Origin of the sequence: Companilactobacillus kimchii DSM 13961 = JCM 10707, assembly GCF_001435445.1 — a bacterium.
In the GTDB taxonomy this organism is placed as follows: domain Bacteria; phylum Bacillota; class Bacilli; order Lactobacillales; family Lactobacillaceae; genus Companilactobacillus; species Companilactobacillus kimchii.
The window spans coordinates 43,771-64,049 of sequence record NZ_AZDH01000019.1 but is presented as its reverse complement, the minus strand read 5'-3'; the positions used below and the strand labels follow the sequence as shown (position 1 = coordinate 64,049).

Genomic DNA, 20,279 nt, shown 5'->3' with positions numbered 1-20,279 from the left:
TACACGATTTTTACCCTTTTATGAATAAATTTGCTGAGGAAATATGCCGTCCTCCACAACAAGTTCGATTGGTCTTGTTGTTCCGGACTAGTGAACTGTTCTATTCCCTATTTCTTCTTCTCAATTTTGAAACAAATAAAAAAAAGTGTTTATATTAACTCGTTTAAACAATTCCTATTCAAATTTGGTTAAAGTATGTTTAATACGTAATTTTGCAAAACGCTTTAGTCTAGTAAGACAAAAACGGCTTCTATTAAGAGATTCAAGTAAAGGATATCTTGAATACTTAATAAAAGTCGTTCTTTTGATTTAAAATTCCTATATTCATAAATATACTAAAACACCAGATAGTATTAGAACCAACGAACCAGTCGGTAGTAAAAAGTCCCCACGTTCCAGCGGCCCACAAATTTTTTACGGACGACGGCATATTTCAACTATATTAGTTGGTATTTAGTCTGGAGTAAGAATTGGAAGTTTAAACACTTTCACACTCTATTTCTTTGTTAAAGCAACAACACTTTCAATATGATTTGTCATTGGGAACATATCAACTGGTGTTACATCACCAATATTATATGTATCACTTAACAATGAAAGATCACGTGCTAGAGTTGCTGGATTACAGCTAATATAAACGATCTTCTTTGGTTTGATATTCTTCAATGAGTCCATCAATGAATTTGCCAAACCTTTACGTGGAGGATCAACCATCAAGACATCAACTGACATCTTGTTTTTAGCCCACTCATCCAAAACATCTTCTGTCTTACCAACAACAAAGTCAGCATTTTCAATACCATTTAATTTAGCATTTTGATCAGCATCTTTAACGGCATCTTCAATTACTTCGATACCAGTAACATGTTTAGCTTTGTTAGCTAACGAAAGTCCGATTGTACCAATACCTGAATAGGCATCGACTACTTCTTCTTTGCCGGTCAATTCAGCTTTATCAATGGCTAATTGGTAAAGATTTTGTGTTTGAACTGGATTTACTTGGTAGAAAGATCTTGGGGAAATGCGATACTTGTGTCCTAAAATCTTATCATCAATATACTTCTTACCAGCTAATAAAGTCATTTCTTGACCGAAGATAACATTGGTATTCTTTGAATTAACATTCAAGTACAATGACTTAACTTCTGGATTATCCATGATTTCTTTAGCAATATCTTTGTAATGTGAAATATCACGAGTTCTTGAAACTAGAACTACCATCATTTCATTAGTAAAGTAAGCACGGCGAACCATGATTGTTCTAATTTGGCCTTTTTGGTTTTGTTCATCATAACCACGAACCTTGTATTTACGAAGAATGTCACGTACTTTAATAATTTCTTCGTCAATCTTAGTATCTTGAATCAAGAAGTTTTCCATTGGCACTAGGTCATGTGAACGACGACGATAGAAACCGGTAGTCAATTTACCATTAACTTGGCGAACAGGCACTTGAGCTTTATTACGATAATTGAATGGTGATTCCATACCTAAAGTTGGATTAACTGTAATGTCTTTTAAGCCCATTTTGCTGAAATCAGTTACAACCTGATTACGTTTGAATTCAAGTTGCTTATCGTACTTCAAATGGCTTAATGGGGCAATCCCTGTTTGTGCATAAACAGCATCAATATCGTGAACACGGTCAGGAGACTCTTTCAAGACACTCAAAGTTCTCGCAAAGCCGAAATTCTTATTGATTCTAGTTATCACAGCATTAACTGTTTCACCTGGCAAGGCATTATCAACAAAGAGTGTAAAGTCGTCAACCTTAGCAACACCCTTACCTTCATACGATAAGTCTTGAATATCTAAATCTAATTTTTGATTCTTTTTTAAGTTTGGTTTTTCCATTTTTCACCTATACATAGAAAAAAGAAGTGTTCAAAACTGATACACTCCCAATTTCTTTTTTATTTCTTATTTTTATTCTTATTGTCAAGATTTCGTTCTTCTTCGATAATCTTCTCGCCAGCATCTTTTTCACTAAGCGTTGGAGTATCACGTGCTTTAAGCGGAATTGAATCAACGTTAGCATAAATATTCAAATGATTATGCAAGTTGATAAATTCCATTGGTGCATCCCCACCGTACTCACCATCAAGGTTAACCATCAAACGACTTTCATCATTCGCATGAACAGAAATTCGCTTAGTTTTAGTATAAATAACCTTAGGATTGTAAACGTGACGACCACCGTTTAGAACTAAAGCAATTAAATGAACTAAATCTCTTAAATTAGTTTCCTTAACAATAATCAAAGAGAAAGTTCCATCACCAATAACTGAATTAGGGGCAATTTGTTCCATACCACCAATTGAATTAGTTAAACCAATTAGAAACATTGTGGCTTTGCCATCAAAAACACCATCGTCATATTCAATGTGCATGTCAACTGGACTAACTCGAGGTAACATTTCTGCACCTTTAACCAAGTAAGCCAAGTAACCCAAAATAGATTTATAGGCTGATGGTACTTCATAGGTTAACTCAGTCATTGAGCCACCACCGGCAATATTAATAAAGTACTTCTTACCCGCTTGACCAATATCAACTGGTAATTTTTGACCTTTTAAAATAACCTTGGCAGCTTCGACAACATCATCTCGTGGAATCTTTAAGGCACGAGCATAGTCATTAGTTGTTCCGGCAGGAATAATAGCCAATTCTGGACGTTGTTCCAAATCAGCAATACCATTAACAACTTCGTTAATAGTTCCATCACCACCAGCAGCAACGACTAAATCGAAACCTTCCTTTGCTACTCTTCTGGCCTCATTTTTGGCTGAGTTCTTTTTTGGTGTAGTTCGGTAAGCACTAGCCTCATAACCAGCTTTTTCAATAATATTCAAAATGTCTCCAACATTACTGTTCATGGTCTCGTGACCTGAAGTTGGATTATAAATAAGTCTAGCACGACGCATATCTTTCCCTCACTAACGACTCTTTAACTCTTCCATCAATAGCTTATTAGCAACCTTTGGATTAGCTTGTCCATGTGTTTGTTTCATGATTTGTCCAATCAAGAAACCAACGGCACGATCTTTACCATTCTTGAAGTCATCAATTGATTGTTGATTGTTATCAAGAATTTCCAAAATCATTGGCTTCAATACGGCTGGATCAGATTCCTGGACAAGTCCCTTAGACTTAACCCATTCCTCAGGTTCAGTACCATTACTAATTGTTTCTTGGAATACCTTTTTGGCAATCTTAGAAGAAATTGTACCATTTGAAATCAAATTAATCATCTTAGCCAAGTGTTCCGGTGTCAACTTAGTATCAAGCAAACCGATTCTCTTATCATTCAAGTATCCATTAACTTCACCCATTAACCAGTTAGAAACTAGTTTTGGATTAGCTTTATATGAAACGGCTTCGTCAAAGAAATCTGACATTTCCTTAGTATCTGTAAGAACGCCAGCATCATATTCAGGAATACCTAATTCGTTAATATAACGTTCACGTCTCTTAGTAGCTGTTTCAGGCAAGTTAGCCTTGATTTCTGAAACCCATTCTGGTGAAATTTCAAAATCTGGTAGATCTGGTTCTGGGAAGTAACGATAATCATCCGCACCAGACTTAACACGCATTAAGAATGTTTCGCCAGTCTTTTCATCAAAACGTCTTGTTTCTTGACCAATGTGTCCACCTTGCTTCAAAATAGCAGCTTGACGTTGTTCTTCATAGGCAAGACCTAACTTAACATGGTTAAATGAGTTCAAGTTTTTCAACTCAACCTTAGTACCATAGTCTTTTGATCCTACAGGACGGATAGAAATATTGGTATCAACACGCATTGAACCTTCTTCCATCTTAACATCAGAAGCACCAGTAAATTGAACAATCTTACGTAGATTTTCAAGATATTGATAAGCTTCTTCTGGTGAATGCATATCAGGTTTTGAAACAATTTCAATCAAAGGTGTACCCTGACGGTTCAAATCAACATAAGAATAACCATTATTACCGTGAGTATTCTTACCAGCATCTTCTTCGACGTGAAGTTCTTCAACACCGATTTTCTTCTTTTTACCATCAATTTCAATCTCGATGTAACCATCATGACCTAATGGTTTATCTTGTTGTGTAATTTGGTAAGCCTTGGGATTATCTGGATAGAAATAGTTCTTACGATCAAAATGAGTATGATGTTCAATTTCAGCATTTAAAGCTAAAGCTACCATGACACCTAAACGATAGCCATTTTTATTTACAGTTGGTAATGTTCCTGGAAAACCAAAGTCAATAACGTTGGTATTGATATTAGATTCAGCACCATAAGCAACTGGTGAAGGACTGTACATCTTGGACTTTGTCTTTAACTCAACGTGGACTTCTAGTCCGATAGTTGTTTCAAAATTCATTAGTCTTCCCCCTTGAGTGCAGTTGGTATTTTTTCATAGAATTTATTTTCTTCTTGCAATGCATAAGCAGCATTGAAGACAGATTGTTCATCAAATGGACGACCGATAATTTGTAGACCAACAGGTAGTCCGTCAGCAAGCCCTGCAGGAACAGAAGCAGCTGGAAGGCCAGCCAAGTTAGCAGGAATTGTCAAAATATCGTTCATATACATTGCCAATGGATCGTCAACTTTTTCACCAATCTTGAATGCAGGTGTTGTTGTTGAAGGTCCCATGATCAAGTCATAGTCTTTGAGAACATCGTTCATTTCATTAATGAAGAGTGTTCTAACTTCAGCAGCTTTCTTAAAGTAAGCATCATAAGCACCAGCTGATAGAGCGAAAGTACCAAGCATGATACGACGTTTTACTTCATCACCAAAACCTTCTGATCTTGATTTAACAAATAAATCTTTGATGTTCTTAACATCTTTAGCACGGAAACCATATCTAACACCATCATATCTTTGAAGATTAGATGAGGCTTCACTAGAAGCTAGAACATAGTAAACTTCAACGGCATGCTTCAATGAAGGAAGACTAACTTCGTCCACAGTAGCACCCATCTTCTTATATGCATCTAATGCTTTATTAACATTTTCTAGAACTTCTGGATGAGTACCTTCATGCCAGAATTCCTTAGGAACAGCAATTTTAACGCCGCTCATATCTTTACTCAAGTCTGCACGATAATCGGGAACTGGTTTTTCAGAACTTGTTGAATCATGATCATCATGACCAGCCATTGCTGAAAGAACAGTTGCTGAGTCTTCAACGCGTTTTGAAAGTACACCGACTTGATCCAAACTTGAAGCAAAGGCGATAACACCCCAACGTGAAACACGACCATAAGTTGGTTTGATACCAAAAATACCATTAAAGGCAGCAGGTTGTCTGATTGAACCACCAGTATCTGTACCTAAAGCAGCCACAACTTCACCAGCAGCAACAGCGGCAGCAGAACCACCTGAAGAACCACCAGGAACACGACTTAGATCCCAAGGGTTAACTGTAGTATCAAAATATGATGTTTCAGTAGATGAACCCATGGCAAACTCATCAAGGTTAGTCTTACCAATATCAACTGCACCAGCAGCTTCTAGTTTTTCTAGGACTGTAGCACTATAAACAGGCATGAAGTTATATAAGATCTTACTTGCAGCAGTAGTCTTAATGCCGTTAGTTACAATATTATCCTTAAATGCAATCGGAATACCTGACAAAGGTCCTTTAATACCATCTTCGTCAATTTTTTTAGCAGCTTCGGGAGCCTTATCATTTACCGTAATAAATGTATTAAGTTTCTTTTCATTAGCATTGATCTTGTTGATTGCATCATTAGCTAATTCTTCAGCAGTTACATCCTTATTGACCAACTTGTCATGTAAAGAAGCAATTGTTTCTTTTTTGATGTCCACTATTCATCGTCCTCCTTGTCAACAATTGTTGGAACCTTGATAAGGTTGTTATCAGTTTCCGGAACATTTTCAAGCATTTGTTCTCTAGTTTGAGTACGAATACCCTTATCTTCACGGAAGACAGTATTAGTGTCACCCATATTATATGTTGGTTCAACACCTGTTGTATCAACACTAGATAGCTTACTTTCCATGTTAACGATTTTGTCCAACTGACTAACAAAACTATCAACTTCACTATCTTCAAATTTCAAGTTAGCCAATGCGGCAACGTGCAAAATTTCATCTTTTGAAATCATAAGTTTCTCCTTTTTAATCTGCATTATAAACGTGTGAATTGAACTTACCATTAGTACGAGTTACAACGGCTTGTTGCGCATCAACTGTTTGAATATTAATATCTAAGTCAGCTCCAGATGGTAAGTACTTCGAAGCACTTTGTTGCACAAATTGTGTAAAACTAGTAATTTGAGCTAAACCATCAAATTGAGTATTGATAGTTACATCCATCGACTTCAAATTAGTACCATCATAATGTGCTTGAGCTGTTACACCTGATAAGTTAGGGAAATAATCTTGAATGTTGTCTTTAAAATTGGTAAAGGCATCTGAATCACTACTATTAATAGCATTTTCACCATTAACAGTTGGTAACATTTGATTCTTATACCCCAACGTAGACCAATTACCTAAAGAACTACTCTTGCTTACAGCATATTGGAAATATGTTCCACCTACTAATGTATCCTCTGGAGCAACAGAATACAAACCAACAACAATTGGAATATTACCAACTTGCTTATTAGCTCTTAGACGTTTAACGACTTCTTGAGCAATACGTTGACCCTGTTCCTTTTGTTGTTCAGTACTAATGGTTGTCTTGTAAGTAGCACCGTATTGCTTCTTTTGGTAATAGTCGACTTTGTTCATTGCAATACCAATCGACATCCCGGCCAATTTGTATTTGCCATCCTGTTTAGTGAGGTAATCTTCTTCCAACATTTGTTGGAAATACATTGGTGCACGTTTAGTTTCATCAGTTGAACCATTTGATGCAGGATTCAAACCAGATGAATTCTTTTTAGACTTTCTTGCTAACCAATTAGTTACTGTACTAGCGGATAATACTTGACCTTCTTGGAAAACATACGAGTTAGTTGAAAACTGTTTCTTCGACAAACTCATCAAGCCACTTTCGAAACTTCTACTATTAAATTGATTAGAATTATCAGCAGCAGTAAGTCCTGAAATAGGGCTAGTTTTATATTTTCCACCACTTAACAAAACATCGTAACTACTTGAGTCAGATGAAGATGTCGTCTGAACCGTACTCTTACCTGTATCTCCACCACCTGATGACAAACTCGAATTTTGTAAGTTACCACAGGCAGATAAAAGCAGTGCACACATCAGCAATAACGATGTAGTTTTTAAGAATTTTTTCAAAACTGTTCTCCTACTCTTTGTCATTATCCAAATAATCAGATAATGTTGTTTCATCAATAATCTCTGTTCCCAATTTTTGAGCTTTGGTCAATTTACTGCCGGCTTTTTCACCTGCAATTAAAATATCAGTCTTCTTAGTAACTGAACTCGTAACATTAGCACCAAGATTCTCCAAAAGCTCTGACAATTGTGAACGTTTATAATTTTTTAAGGTTCCGGTTATAACAATTATTTTATCAGTAAAATGACTATTTGTTTCATTAGAATTAGAACTACCAATAAAATTCATATTAACATTTACTGATTTTAGTTCATTTATCAACTTTTTAACATCATCATTTTCAAAATAGGTTGAAATACTATTAGCAATTATCTCACCCATAGTATTAACTTCAAGAATTTCTTCAGACGAAGCTTTCATTATACTATCTAAATCACCAAAATGCTCAGATAAAATTCTTGCTGCCTTAGCACCAACATGACGAATACCTAAACCAAACAGTAACCTTTCAACCGAATTAGCTTTGGAATTATCAATAGCCGTCAATAAATTATTAATTGATTTTTCTTTGAAACCGTCTAAAGTGGCTAAATCATCTGCTGTCAATTTGTATAAATCGGCAACATCTTTGATTAGTTCTTTCGTATATAACTGCTCAACAATCTTAGGTCCTAAACCGTCAATATTCATCGCATTTCTAGAAGCAAAATGTGTTAACTGTTCCTTAACCTGAGCTGGACACTTGGGATTAATGCAACGCAAGGCCACTTCATCTTCTAGATGAATCAACTCTGAATTACAATAAGGACAGTGGGTAGGAATTTCAGCAGGAACGGAATCCTTTGGTCGTTTGCTCAATACAACTTGTGAAACTTCAGGGATAATATCACCGGCTTTATGTAGTAAAACAGTATCACCGATACGAATATCCTTTTGACGAATCATATCTTCATTGTGTAATGTTGCACGCGAAACAGTTGTCCCTGCAAGACTTACCGGATCCATCACTGCAGTTGGTGTTAAAACACCTGTCCGACCAATGGTCCAAGTAATATCATGAACAATAGACTCGGCCTGCTCTGGTGGAAACTTATATGCAATTTCCCAACGGGGAACCTTAACAGTATTGCCTAGTTCACGTTGCAAAGCTAAATCATTAACCTTTAACACGACACCATCAATTCCGTAATCAAGATCATCTCTAATTTCACCATAATGTTCAATAAAATCTTTAACGCCTTTCAAACCGGTAGTAACTTGAGCTGTGGGGTTAACATTAAAGCCTAATTCCTTCAATGTTTCTAGAGCCTGATGTTGCGTTGTAACTTCTAGACCGTCAAACGTAACAATCGTATACATGAATGTATCCAATTTTCTAGAAGCCGTAATCTTTGGATCCAACTGACGAAGACTTCCAGCAGCAGCATTTCTAGGATTAGCAAAAACTTGATGACCCTGACTTTCACGCTCCTGATTCAAACGTAAGAATTCTTTTTTCGACATGAAACATTCACCACGAACTTCAAATGACAACGGACGACTTAACTTTTGAGGAATATCCTTAATTGTCTTAACATTCTCCGTTACATTTTCACCAATTGTTCCATTACCACGAGTTGAACCTTGGACCAAGATACCATTTTCATAAATTAATGAAAGAGATAAGCCATCAATTTTTAATTCAACATTATAATCTACTTCATGTCCAACATTTTTTTCAATTCGATCATTAAACTCTGCTAGTTCGGCCTCGGAAAAAACATCTCCCATTGAAAGCATGGGAATATCATGCGTTACTTTATTGAAATCTGGTAAAGTCTGATCCCCAACTTGCTGTGAGGGTGAATCAGGTGTGACCAATTCAGGATACATTTTTTCTAATTCTAGCAAACGATTATAAAGCTTATCATAGACATTATCTTCAACTACAGGAGCATCTTTTGTGTAATAAGCATCACGCCAACTGTTCAGTTGAGGACGAATTTCATCTAATTCTTGACTAGCTTGAGATTTAGTTATTTCAGCCATGCTCTCACCTCTTATTAATCAGTTACTTTTTTAATTGGTGCATATTCAGCTAACAGACGCTTGATTCCTTGACTATCAAAGGCCACATCCAATTCAGCATTCTTACCTTCACCGTTAACTTTAACAACCGTTCCTTGACCCCACTTCTTGTGTTCAACTTTGTCGCCCACATTCCAACTCAATTTTTCGGCACCTTGGGCACCTTTAGCTTTTAGAGTTGGTGAAGTAAAGGTTGCTGCTGTAGCGGCACGATGACGACGTTGACGATAGTTTGGTTTACTACCACCAAGATTACCTGCATTAGGGTTAACCTGTTCCAATGCGTCCTCATTGATTTCTTCAACGAAACGAGATGTTGGATTGTTCTGTGTACGTCCATAAAGTGTGCGACTATAAGCATTAGTTAAGTATAATCTCTTTTCAGCACGAGTGATACCAACGTATGCCAAACGACGTTCCTCTTCCAAATCATCTTCTTTAAGAAGTGAACGACCTAGTGGGAAAATACCTTCTTCTAGACCAACTAAGAAGACAACTGGAAATTCTAGTCCTTTAGCCGCATGCAAAGTCATTAATGTAACTTCGGTCTGTTCTTCCTCAATATCATCTTGATCACTGACCAATGATAATTCCGTCAAGAAAGTTGTTAAACGATTTTCATCAACTTCAGGGTCTGGTTCGTAAGCTTGATCAAATTGAGTTGTAACTGTTAAAAGTTCCTCAATATTTTCCACACGAGCCTGTGATTCCAAATTATTTTGCTGCTTCAAGTCGTCAACGTAACCTGAATCTTCCAATAAATGATTCATCAGAATAGTCATTGACTCTGTTTCAGCCAATTTCGTTAAATCATCCATTACCTTAGCAAAATGGCCGATTGTCTTTCTAGGCTTAGCTGCTAATGGTGATAGTTCAATATTTTCAGCAGCTTCAAGTAATGACCAGCCATGCTCATCAGCGTAATTTTGTAATTTTTCAATCGTACCAGGGCCAATACCACGTTTAGGACTGTTGATAACACGTTGAAAACTCATTGAATCATCATGATTAGCAATTAGACGTAAGTAAGCCAAAACATCTTTGATTTCCTTACGATCATAGAACTTATGACCACCAATAATTTTATAAGGCATGTTAGCTTGCATAAGTTTCTCTTCAAAAGTACGTGATTGGGCATTAGTACGATAAAGAACTGCAAAGTCACCATAATTAAAACCTTGTAACAATAAACTCTTGATTTGGTCGACGACGTATAAAGCTTCATCTGACTCATTTTGACCACGGTAGAATTTGATCTTCTCACCGTCATTATTATCGGTCCACAATTCTTTAGGGTTACGATTGGAATTATGATTAATAACCTCATTAGCAGCCTTCAAAATAGTCTTTGTTGAACGATAATTTTGTTCCAGTTTGATTGTTGTTGCTTCAGGATAATCTTTTTCAAAATTCATAATATTTTGAATATTAGCACCACGCCAACCGTAGATACTCTGATCAGCATCACCAACGACACAAACATTACGATATTTGGCGCCCAATTGTTTAACCAATTTATATTGAGCTTCATTAGTATCCTGATATTCATCAACGTGAATATATTGGAATTTTTCTTGATACTTTTCCAACACATCAGGATTCTCATCGAATAATTGACTAGTTGTCATGATCAAGTCGTCAAAATCAAGTGAGTTATTGCGATCCATAGCCTTAGCGTAAGCATCATAAACACTAGCTACTGTTTGTTCATAAGGACTAGCAGCTACTTGTGCATATTGCTCTGGGGTCTGTAATTCATTCTTAGCATTACTAATCGTTCCCAAAAGAGCTCGAGGATCATAACGCTTAGGATCTAAATTCATCTTAGTTAAGATTTGTTTCATCAAAGTTCTTTGTTCACTCGGATCAGCAATCGTGAATGTCTTAGGCTTGCCCATCTTATCAATATCTCTTCTTAAAATTCTTACACAAAGAGAGTGGAAAGTTGAAACCCACACATCACTAGCAGATTCATCCAGTAATTTGCCAATTCTTTCTTTCATTTCCTTGGCAGCCTTATTAGTAAAAGTAATGGCCAAAACGTGCCATGGCATAACATTTTTTTCTTCAATTAAGTACGCCACACGATGAGTTAGAACACGAGTTTTACCTGAACCCGCACCCGCCATAATCAATAGTGGTCCTTCAGTAGCCTTAACCGCATCCTGTTGCTCAGGGTTAAGACCTTTTAACATAGTATCGTCCAATTTATAAATCCCTCAAATCTTTGTGTAAAAAATTTAGTTTAACTTAAAATAGCTGTTTATATTGTAGCAAATTTTTGTGTCTAGAGCGAAAAACTACGGTCGAATTTAGAACGTATGTTTCTAAAATTTTGTAAGAATAGAAATATGCTTGGATTTTTCTGTCCTCCACAAAAACTGGGAATGCCTTGGAACGCTGCAGGCACGTTTTGAAACTAATTATTAAATTCCAATATTACCCGTTAAAGAGCGGTATTACTATGCTCTTTTTTATTCAAGAATGGATCTACACATGAGTACTACAACATTTCTATAATCAGAACAGTTAATTAGCCGGAATAAAAAAGCTGATTGGCTCAGTAGTGAAATTATCCTTAGCAATTTATTGCTTAGGATAAGGTCGAACTTGGAGATCCATAATTTTTCATAAAATGAAAAATTATTAGCTTCAAGTCGACCCACTACGTTCCAGCCAAATCAGCTTTTTTATGGAGGGTGGCAATCAATCACTAACCACTCATCCAAAAGAACTTTAATTTAATTTTTTATTCTAATCCAACACGTTTGAAAATTTCATCAACATTACGTAAGTGCCAGTGATAATCGAAAGCATCATCCAAATCTTTTTCAGATAACTTATCAGTTACACGAGGATCAGCTTCTAGCATAGTACGGAAGTCTTTCTTTTCATCCCACGCCTTAGCGGTCATTGGTTGCACAATATCGTAAGCTTGTTCACGAGCATAGCCTGCTTCAACTAATTTAAGCAAAACACGTTGTGAGTAAATCAAACCGTGAGTGATATTCATGTCTTCTAACATCTTGTCAGGGAAAACTGTAAGGTCTTTAGTAATTTTAGTAAACCTTCTTAAGATGTAATCCAATAACTCAGTCGTATCAGGAATGATTACACGTTCAGCAGAAGAATGTGAAATATCACGTTCATGCCACAATGGAACATCTTCTAGGGCTGTGAATGCATGACCTCTGATAACACGTGCCAAACCAGTTACATTTTCTGAACCGATTGGATTACGTTTATGAGGCATAGCACTAGAACCCTTTTGTCCAGCAGCAAAATATTCTTCAGCTTCTCTAACTTCAGTTCTTTGAAGATGACGTACTTCAAGTGCAAATCTTTCAATTGATGTAGCAATCAAAGCCATTGTCTGAATGTATTCTGCATGAAGATCACGTGGCAATACTTGTGTTGAAATCTCTTGAGCACGAATACCTAATTTATCACAAACAAATTTTTCAACACTAGTAGGCACATTGGCATAACTACCAACAGCACCACTGATTTTACCTGCTTCAACACCCTTAGCGGCATGATCGAAACGTTCAATATCACGTTTAATTTCAGAATACCAGTTTGCTAAAACTAACCCAAAAGTAGTTGGTTCAGCATGCACACCATGAGTTCTACCAATCATAACTGTATCTTTATATTCAAGAGCTTTTTGTCTAACTACTTCGAGAAATTCATTTAGATCTTCACGAATAATATCGTTGGCTTGCTTCATCAAATATCCATAAGCTGTATCCACAACGTCTGTGGAAGTAAGTCCGAAATGAACCCATTTTCTTTCAGGTCCCAAATAACGTGAAACATCTCTGGTAAAAGCAACTACATCATGCTTTGTTTGTTTTTCAATCTCAGCAATTTCAGCTACATCAAACTTAGCATTTTGAGCAATTAACTTAGCATCTTCAGCAGGAATTTCGCCTTCTTTACTCCATCCTTCGACGGCAGCGATTTCTACTTCAAGCCAAGCTTGAAATCTGTTTTGGTCAGTCCAAATTGGTTTCATTTGTTCAGTTACATATCTATCAATCATGAATTATTCTACTCTCCAAATATTAGTTGTTAAGATATCATTTTTTAATTCTTCTATATCATCGGAAAAAATTGAAATATAACCAACATCCCTGTCAGCTTGATTCTTAGCTTTAAAACCTGTGTAATAGTTAAATTTCCATTGTGCCTTTTCCTGAAGTAAATCCAAACTCTGTGGCAAAATTCCTTCAATAATCTTCAAGGTTGCCGCATTGACCATTGGAAAAATTTCAGGAATTGGCCAATCACAAATAGCTCTGATATGTAATTCGAACTGAGAGATGCCGGTAGCCTCTTGATAAACATTAGCAGAATAATTAATTCCAGGGAATATTCGTTTAACGTACAAAACGCCTGAATCAGATAAGATAAAGCCAATTCCAAAGATCCCGACATAATTAATATTCTGTGCTATCAATAAAGCTACTCGCTGCATTTCCGCTTCAATTTCTGGATCGTTCTTTTTATATATGAAAGAACTCATCAGATGTTCGCCATCATAAATCTCTTGAATCATTGGAAAAGTATGGATTTTTTGATCCTTACTCTTACTTACCATAATGGAATACTCAGTCTTCGTTTCAATCCAAGCTTCCAGAATATAAGTTCCATCCTTCAACAGTTTTTGCACACGTTCAACATCTTCATAATTGTAAATAATATGACGTTTCAACACTTTTTGATTCTTCTGAATTGGCTTTAAAATACAAGGGAATCCAATTTCATCAATTGCATGTTTAATATCATCAACCGTCACAATTGAGAAAAATGGTGGAACGTTTATATTTAAATCATTTAAAAAGGTTCTTTCTATATAACGATCTTGAACAATTTCTAGTAGATCCGAACCCTGTGCAACATTAAAGTTTTTCGAAAGTTCCTTTAGGACACTACTATCAAAGTTCTCATCCATATACAAAAGAATGTCACTTCTATGGCCCAATTCACTTAGATTTTTACTGTCTTCTAATGTACCGACTAAATAACTGTCCGCCGCCTGTGTAGCAATATCCTTTTCTTCGGACGTCAAAAGCATGGTCCTAAAGCCCATTCTTTTAGCCTCTAATTCAAAAAGATACGTTTCACTGCCGCCACCAATTATTCCTAATGTTTTACCGGGCGCAATAAAAGTCATAATTCCACCTTCTTAATTTCTAATCGTCTTCTTCGCCGAAGACCACTTGTCCATTCTCAAAAGCTGTAATTCTAGCTAATGAATAAATTGGAGTACCTGACTTGTCAATCATTTGTCTCCCCTTTTGGAAAGATTTTTCAATCACAATACCGATACCTGCCAAATGTGCACCAGCTGCATCAATGATTGTATTCAAACCATTTACAGCTTGACCATTAGCCAAGAAATCATCAATAATCAAAACTTTATCACTACTTGAAAGATACTTCTTAGCAATACTAATGTGGTTAGAAGTCTTCTTTGTAAATGAGTAAACCTCTGATGAATAAAGATCGTCGCTCAATGTTACAGATTTGTGCTTTCTAGCAAAAACAACTGGTACTTGGAACTTCAAACCAGTCATAACAGCTGGAGCAATACCTGAAGATTCAACTGTCAAAATTTTGTTGATACCTTCATTTTTAAAATGTTCGTAAAATTCTTCGCCCATTTTTTCCATTAACATTGGGTCAATCTGATGGTTTAAAAAACTATCAACTTTAAGCACGTCTTTACCAATAACGCGACCATCTTTTTTGATTCTTTCTTCTAATTCCTTCATTACGTTCTCCCTTATTTAATAGAATAATTAGAGTCTATCATACTTTGTTTTTCACTTGATACCTTCATCGTACTTTTTAAGATTATATTTTTGTATAATCCGAATAATTTTACTTGTATAGCCCGGATCGGTCGCATATCCATCTGCTTGTAATGCCACCGCTGCATCAATATAATCCTTCGATTGTAGAACTTGCTTGTATTGTTGCGAATTCCACGACGTACCATTCACTAAAAGCTTCGTATGATCCCTCATTGACTCACGAAAATCCGAATAAACTCGGAAACGTCCGTTGATTGTTACCCACTGGCCGTCAGTATATTCCTTTGTCTGTAAAACTTTTGTATTCGAAGGATCATCACCTTTGATACCAAAGTAATTATTATACTGACTAGCTAGAGTACTGGAACCCCAGTCACTTTCCAAAATAGCCTGAGCAATTGTAATGCTAGGTAAGACTCCATAAGTCTGGCCTAATTCGACCGCATATGGCGAAATCTTTTTTATGAAAGCTGTGTGACTTTGCTGAACCATCTCAACTTGTGTTTCTCTCTTGTACTGGACATATCGCCTGTATCCAAAGAAACTGATAACAAATACAGCAACAATTGCTAATAAAATTAAGGTCGTATTATTATTTTTTTTACTACGTTTGCGCCGATAATTTCGGTGTACTGTGTATCTTCTCTTTTGTGGCAATTGATCTATCCCTTTTAAGTTTATTAACTCTAATTATAGCTGATAACTTTGAAAATTTTGTGATTTGAAAAATAATTTTAAAAATCATTTAGGTTCTCAATTTTTTTATTTAAATTGACGCTGTTTTGAATAGATCAACCAAGCTATCAAAGCCAGAATTTCAATAACTGCAGAGAATAGGAAAATACTCTTATATCCAAAACCAGTCGCTATCACAGCTGCCAACATCGGACCTAGGACATTTCCCATTGCCTGTGCTGATTGATTATAACTGAAAATTCGTCCAAAAATAGAATTAGGGACATTTTGTATGGTTAGAACTTGAATCGAGGGTATCAATGCAGCATCAGAAATCCCTAAAATGAACCGTAGTACTACCAATTCCCAAATATTTTGAACCATACTTGTTAAAATTAAACAAATAATTGCTGACGTTAAAAATATCAGCATACTTTTTAAGGCTCCCAATTTGTCAATTAATCGTCCCACTAAACCGGCCATAACAATTGTTGCTAATCCTGGTGCCGCCGAAACCACTCCTGTAATAATCACCAAATTATTGCTACCAGGATCAATCTCTCTGACTAATAAACTGATCATTGGTGTAATTGCATTAGTCGTCGCTTGAACTGCTAAGAGAGACCCAAACAAGGCTAAAAAGAATTGCCAACCTATCTTCTTCATAATAGGCAAAACCGGTTGTAATTCTTTTTTAGTAATAGGTACAAAGTCTTCTTTCACCCCAAACAGTGTAGTTAAAAAAACTATTGCCATCAAAAAACTGGTAACAAAGAAAGCTCCTCGATAACCAACACCTGTGGCTAAAAAACTACCTATTAAGGGCCCAATCAATAATCCGGTGATATCACCAGTAATCAATTTACTCATCACTCGACCACGAATTTCTACCGGAGCTGAAACCGACATTAATGCATTGGCGTTATTAATATATCCGGAAAAGGCTCCTTGCATTGCCCGGAAAAATAATAGAAACCAAACATTCGGAGATAAACCGACCATTAGAATAGTAAAAGTCATAACGCCTGATGCTCGCAAACACATTAATTTTCTACCTTTAAGATCGGCCAGTTTACCCCAAAGTGGTGAAACTAGAGCTTTACTTAGGTAGGTTAATGAGAAAGCCGCTGCTCCTAAAAGATTTAATTCTACTTTATTAAAATCACCAAGTGTTTCGATGAATAGAACAATAAAAGGCAAAGTCATTGCATTTCCTAAACCAGTTATCAAACTACCAAGCCAAAGTATTCTAAAATTTCTCTTCCAAGTTACCTGCATTACTCATCATCCTTAATTTTTAAATATTAATGATAGACTAGCAATGTATAAATACTGTAAATAATAAGTAAAGATTTTAAAATTATGTAAAAAAAAAGCTAACCCGTTGGGTTAGCTTAAAAGTTCAAAGTTTATTAAAGTTTTATTTAATTAGTCCTTAACAACGTTTGAAGCTTGTGGTCCGCGATCGCTATCTTCGATATCGAAAGTAACTGCTTGGCCTTCTTCAAGGGTCTTGTAACCGTCGCCTTGAATAGCTGAGAAGTGAACAAATACGTCACTACCGTCTTCGCGAGTAATAAAACCATAGCCTTTTTCTGCGTTAAACCATTTAACTGTTCCGTGTTCCATAAGAGAATCCTCCTGAAAATAAATAATATATTAGTTGTGCATAATATCGTGGTACATTATGGAAGAAAGTCTAAAGTACGAAACATTCAAACCATCCGAACCATTCACCATTCAAAAATACAACTACTATAGTAACATGATTAACAACTTATTACAATCAAGTATATATAAAGTTTCCCCTATAAACGTTTAAATTTTTACATCATCAACGTAAGGAATTGAATTCTGTGCACCTTTTACTTGAACTGCCATTGACGAAGCCTTACTAGCAAACCTCATTGCTTCAACCATATTAGCTAAATTGGAATCCAACTTAGCGGCCAAATAACCAATGAAAGTATCGCCAGCTGCGGTTGTGTCAACCGTAGAAACTTTGTAAGCGTCCACAAAAGATTCTTTACCATCAGTGTAATAAAGCGATCCCCTGCTACCAACAGTTATTATAACACGCTTTACACCTAATTTATTCAATTTTACTGCAGAATTTATAATTGATTTTCTATCAACTGCCCTTACGCCTGTTATAGCCTCTGCTTCGGTTTCATTTGGAATAATAATATCGGTAAGCGATAACAATTTTTGAGGAATATCGGTTTTTGCTGGTGCTGGATTCAATATTGTCACAACATTATTTTTCTTTGCAATTTGAAAGGCAGCTAGTGTTGCGTCCAAGGGTGTTTCAAATTGAGAAATTAAACAATCGGCATTTTCAATTGCATCTCGAGCGTTTTCTACATCGTTCACTGTAATAGTCTGATTGGCACCACCGTAAATTAAAATACTATTTTGACCATTTTCATCTAGTAAAATATAAGCTTTACCTGTACCAGCCTCTGGATCGACTGTAATATGTTCCATTTTTAGACCATCTTTTTTAAAAGTATCCAACATGAAATCTGCCGAATGATCTTGTCCCACTTTAGCTATAAAGGTAGTTTCTGCACCAGCACGAACCGCAGCAATCGCTTGATTTGCACCTTTTCCGCCGCCAGCCGTGGATTGATCACCCATTGCCATAGTCTCACCCGGTAAAGGCAATCGTGGAATATTTAAAATAGTATCCACATTAATCGAACCTAGTACAACAATCTTTTTCATAATTCCATCCACCTTTTTATTTTTAATAATTTTATCAATATGAGGTTATTTACCGCAAGTAGTGATTCATATCTTCGCGAACCATGATAGAATATATCTTTAGTAAAAGAAACTTTAAAGGATGTATTATGACAAGAACAGTTAAACTTAGTTTTTACTTCATATTATTTATCATCTTCGGTCTAATTGGACTCTGGATGCCACTCCTTGGTGACGATTTACACTGGGGAACCTATTTTGGAAGCAACTACTTCCCACATGGGATCTTTACTTATTATGATGGTCGTTATCTAGGAGATCTTTTAGTTATCAGTATGACTAAAATCAAGCCTGTTGCTTTTATGGCTTATGGTATCTTCCCTACAACTATCGTCTACTTGATCCAAAAGATTCGTGAACAAATCACACCAGAAAAGAATATCGGTTTGGTTTCATCAGCTTTAGCGGCTGCACTTATTCTTTTAAGTCCAGTTATGATTTTTAAACAAATTTTGGGTTGGCATGCAGGGTTTGCTAACTATTTACCTTCAGCAATCTTCCCATTATTTTTACTTTACTTAGTTCTAAAAAATTACGACAACAAGAATGTTCACTATTATCGAACAAGTATGATTCTTATTTTCTTAGCTTCAGTAGCTACACAATTCTTTGCTGAACATATCACCCTATTAAACTGTTTCAACGTTATTCTAGTGTGGATTTTCTTTAGAAAACACTTTGGTGAACACTTCAAGAAAGTCTTGAATCTTATCTTAGCTGGTAATATTCTTGGTGCTATCTTAATGTTCATCAATGGAGCTTACATAAAAATTCTCTTAGGTTCAGATGCCTACCGTTCTGTAAGCAATGGTTCTAAGGACACCCTCTTCAATTACTTAAAGATTACTTATACACCAAAACATTTGATTGTCGTTGGTACATTTGTATTAATATTTACCATCTTCATGATTTTTTACAGTCTTAAGATTAACAACACTAAACAAAAGATTGCTAACTTTGCCTTACTACTATCAACTTACGTAGCTATTGCCCCATTCATCGTCGTATCGCCATTCGGTTCAAGATGTATGTTTGCCAGTTACGTCTTCTTAGTTACAATTTTTACCGTCAACTTAGATATCTTCTTCAATAATTATGAAAAGATTCTTCTACCAATATTTGCTTTATTGACACTTTGTTTGGGTGTCCGTATGGATTACTTATCACACGATTACGGCAAAACCTTTGATATGCAAATTCAATATTCACAATATCAAAATACAATTACTCGTGACGACCAATACTTCTTACAATATAGAAGCGATAAGTACATTTGGTTAACAGCTCCAATTCAAAATGATAATAACTTCTCTGAGTTATACGTTAAGAATAAAGATCGTAACATGATCCCAATCAACTATTGGGATTGGACCGACGCCATGCGCAAATTAAAGGGTAAGAAATTTAAGACCCATGACGATTACATGCGTGCTTTTGATAAACAAATTCTAAAAAAAGTTAAGTTGATTCAAGCGAAAACTAATAAGTAAAAAACAATTTGTATGGTCAATCTACAAATATAGAAATTTTAAACCAAAAAACGGCCTCCATTAAGTATTCAAGATATATCCTTTACTTGAATCTCTTAATAGAGGTCGTTTTTATTTTACAAAATTACATATTAAACATACTTGTCTCAAAAAAAATAATTGAAGTATTATTTAGCCTAGAGTAAGAA

General features: G+C 35.8%; 16 protein-coding genes. 1 reads left to right on the top strand and 15 read right to left on the bottom strand.

What is annotated here, in order from left to right:
* Positions 1 to 495: 495 nt before the first annotated feature.
* From rlmD to rbsK, 15 genes are all read right to left on the bottom strand, one after another.
* Positions 496 to 1,854: a 23S rRNA (uracil(1939)-C(5))-methyltransferase RlmD gene (gene rlmD, locus FC97_RS09850; protein ID WP_054643171.1), complete on the bottom strand. Its 1,359-nt coding sequence runs from the start codon at positions 1,852 to 1,854 to the stop codon at positions 496 to 498.
* 59 nt (positions 1,855 to 1,913) lie between these two features.
* Positions 1,914 to 2,924 carry a diacylglycerol kinase gene (locus tag FC97_RS09845; RefSeq protein WP_025084865.1) on the bottom strand — a complete coding sequence of 337 codons (1,011 nt, stop codon included), beginning with the start codon at positions 2,922 to 2,924 and terminating at the stop codon, positions 1,914 to 1,916.
* Between the two features lie 12 nt (positions 2,925 to 2,936).
* Positions 2,937 to 4,367, bottom strand: a complete 1,431-nt coding sequence (gene gatB / locus FC97_RS09840; RefSeq protein ID WP_056968167.1) for an Asp-tRNA(Asn)/Glu-tRNA(Gln) amidotransferase subunit GatB — start codon at positions 4,365 to 4,367, stop codon at positions 2,937 to 2,939.
* Entirely contained in the window at positions 4,367 to 5,824 is a 1,458-nt protein-coding gene (gatA, locus tag FC97_RS09835; protein WP_056968165.1) for an Asp-tRNA(Asn)/Glu-tRNA(Gln) amidotransferase subunit GatA, read from the bottom strand. Before gatA ends, gatB begins: the two co-directional genes overlap by 1 nt.
* The gene (gatC, locus tag FC97_RS09830; protein WP_025084868.1) at positions 5,824 to 6,123 is read right to left on the bottom strand and encodes an Asp-tRNA(Asn)/Glu-tRNA(Gln) amidotransferase subunit GatC; all 300 of its coding nucleotides are present in this window, start codon (positions 6,121 to 6,123) and stop codon (positions 5,824 to 5,826) included. The genes gatA and gatC overlap by 1 nt, the downstream gene beginning before the upstream one ends.
* A gap of 13 nt (positions 6,124 to 6,136) precedes the next feature.
* The gene (locus FC97_RS09825; protein WP_025084869.1) at positions 6,137 to 7,270 is read right to left on the bottom strand and encodes a CamS family sex pheromone protein; all 1,134 of its coding nucleotides are present in this window, start codon (positions 7,268 to 7,270) and stop codon (positions 6,137 to 6,139) included.
* A gap of 10 nt (positions 7,271 to 7,280) precedes the next feature.
* Entirely contained in the window at positions 7,281 to 9,299 is a 2,019-nt protein-coding gene (ligA, locus tag FC97_RS09820) for an NAD-dependent DNA ligase LigA (RefSeq protein WP_054643170.1), read from the bottom strand.
* A gap of 14 nt (positions 9,300 to 9,313) precedes the next feature.
* The gene (gene pcrA, locus FC97_RS09815) at positions 9,314 to 11,533 is read right to left on the bottom strand and encodes a DNA helicase PcrA (RefSeq protein ID WP_054643229.1); all 2,220 of its coding nucleotides are present in this window, start codon (positions 11,531 to 11,533) and stop codon (positions 9,314 to 9,316) included.
* Between the two features lie 554 nt (positions 11,534 to 12,087).
* A complete protein-coding gene (purB, locus tag FC97_RS09810) occupies positions 12,088 to 13,383 on the bottom strand; it encodes an adenylosuccinate lyase (protein WP_054643169.1) in 1,296 nt (431 codons plus the stop codon).
* A 3-nt stretch (positions 13,384 to 13,386) separates the two neighbouring features.
* Positions 13,387 to 14,517: an ATP-grasp domain-containing protein gene (locus FC97_RS09805; protein WP_025084873.1), complete on the bottom strand. Its 1,131-nt coding sequence runs from the start codon at positions 14,515 to 14,517 to the stop codon at positions 13,387 to 13,389.
* Between the two features lie 19 nt (positions 14,518 to 14,536).
* Positions 14,537 to 15,118, bottom strand: coding sequence for a xanthine phosphoribosyltransferase (locus FC97_RS09800; RefSeq protein ID WP_025084874.1), 582 nt, complete (start codon positions 15,116 to 15,118; stop codon positions 14,537 to 14,539).
* A 51-nt stretch (positions 15,119 to 15,169) separates the two neighbouring features.
* Positions 15,170 to 15,817 (bottom strand): glycoside hydrolase family 73 protein, encoded by a 648-nt coding sequence (locus tag FC97_RS09795; RefSeq protein WP_054643168.1) that lies wholly within the window; start codon positions 15,815 to 15,817, stop codon positions 15,170 to 15,172.
* Between the two features lie 105 nt (positions 15,818 to 15,922).
* Entirely contained in the window at positions 15,923 to 17,113 is a 1,191-nt protein-coding gene (locus tag FC97_RS09790; protein ID WP_054643167.1) for an MFS transporter, read from the bottom strand.
* Between the two features lie 150 nt (positions 17,114 to 17,263).
* Positions 17,264 to 17,464: a cold-shock protein gene (locus FC97_RS09785; protein WP_010020786.1), complete on the bottom strand. Its 201-nt coding sequence runs from the start codon at positions 17,462 to 17,464 to the stop codon at positions 17,264 to 17,266.
* A gap of 189 nt (positions 17,465 to 17,653) precedes the next feature.
* Positions 17,654 to 18,562, bottom strand: coding sequence for a ribokinase (gene rbsK / locus FC97_RS09780; RefSeq protein WP_054643166.1), 909 nt, complete (start codon positions 18,560 to 18,562; stop codon positions 17,654 to 17,656).
* A gap of 128 nt (positions 18,563 to 18,690) precedes the next feature.
* Here rbsK and FC97_RS09775 point away from each other — a divergent pair, with 128 nt between their 5' ends.
* Entirely contained in the window at positions 18,691 to 20,091 is a 1,401-nt protein-coding gene (locus FC97_RS09775) for a hypothetical protein (RefSeq protein ID WP_054643165.1), read from the top strand.
* The last annotated feature ends 188 nt before the right edge of the window (positions 20,092 to 20,279 follow it).

Bases quoted from the DNA above. Each gene is read 5' to 3' on its own strand.
- rlmD (WP_054643171.1), bottom strand. From the start codon at position 1,854: ATGGAAAAACCAAACTTAAAAAAGAATCAAAAATTAGATTTAGATATT.
- FC97_RS09845 (WP_025084865.1), bottom strand. From the start codon at position 2,924: ATGCGTCGTGCTAGACTTATTTATAATCCAACTTCAGGTCACGAGACC.
- gatB (WP_056968167.1), bottom strand. From the start codon at position 4,367: ATGAATTTTGAAACAACTATCGGACTAGAAGTCCACGTTGAGTTAAAG.
- gatC (WP_025084868.1), bottom strand. From the start codon at position 6,123: ATGATTTCAAAAGATGAAATTTTGCACGTTGCCGCATTGGCTAACTTG.
- ligA (WP_054643170.1), bottom strand. From the start codon at position 9,299: ATGGCTGAAATAACTAAATCTCAAGCTAGTCAAGAATTAGATGAAATT.
- pcrA (WP_054643229.1), bottom strand. From the start codon at position 11,533: ATGTTAAAAGGTCTTAACCCTGAGCAACAGGATGCGGTTAAGGCTACT.
- purB (WP_054643169.1), bottom strand. From the start codon at position 13,383: ATGATTGATAGATATGTAACTGAACAAATGAAACCAATTTGGACTGAC.
- FC97_RS09805 (WP_025084873.1), bottom strand. From the start codon at position 14,517: ATGACTTTTATTGCGCCCGGTAAAACATTAGGAATAATTGGTGGCGGC.
- FC97_RS09800 (WP_025084874.1), bottom strand. From the start codon at position 15,118: ATGAAGGAATTAGAAGAAAGAATCAAAAAAGATGGTCGCGTTATTGGT.
- FC97_RS09790 (WP_054643167.1), bottom strand. From the start codon at position 17,113: ATGCAGGTAACTTGGAAGAGAAATTTTAGAATACTTTGGCTTGGTAGT.
- FC97_RS09785 (WP_010020786.1), bottom strand. From the start codon at position 17,464: ATGGAACACGGAACAGTTAAATGGTTTAACGCAGAAAAAGGCTATGGT.
- rbsK (WP_054643166.1), bottom strand. From the start codon at position 18,562: ATGAAAAAGATTGTTGTACTAGGTTCGATTAATGTGGATACTATTTTA.
- FC97_RS09775 (WP_054643165.1), top strand. From the start codon at position 18,691: ATGACAAGAACAGTTAAACTTAGTTTTTACTTCATATTATTTATCATC.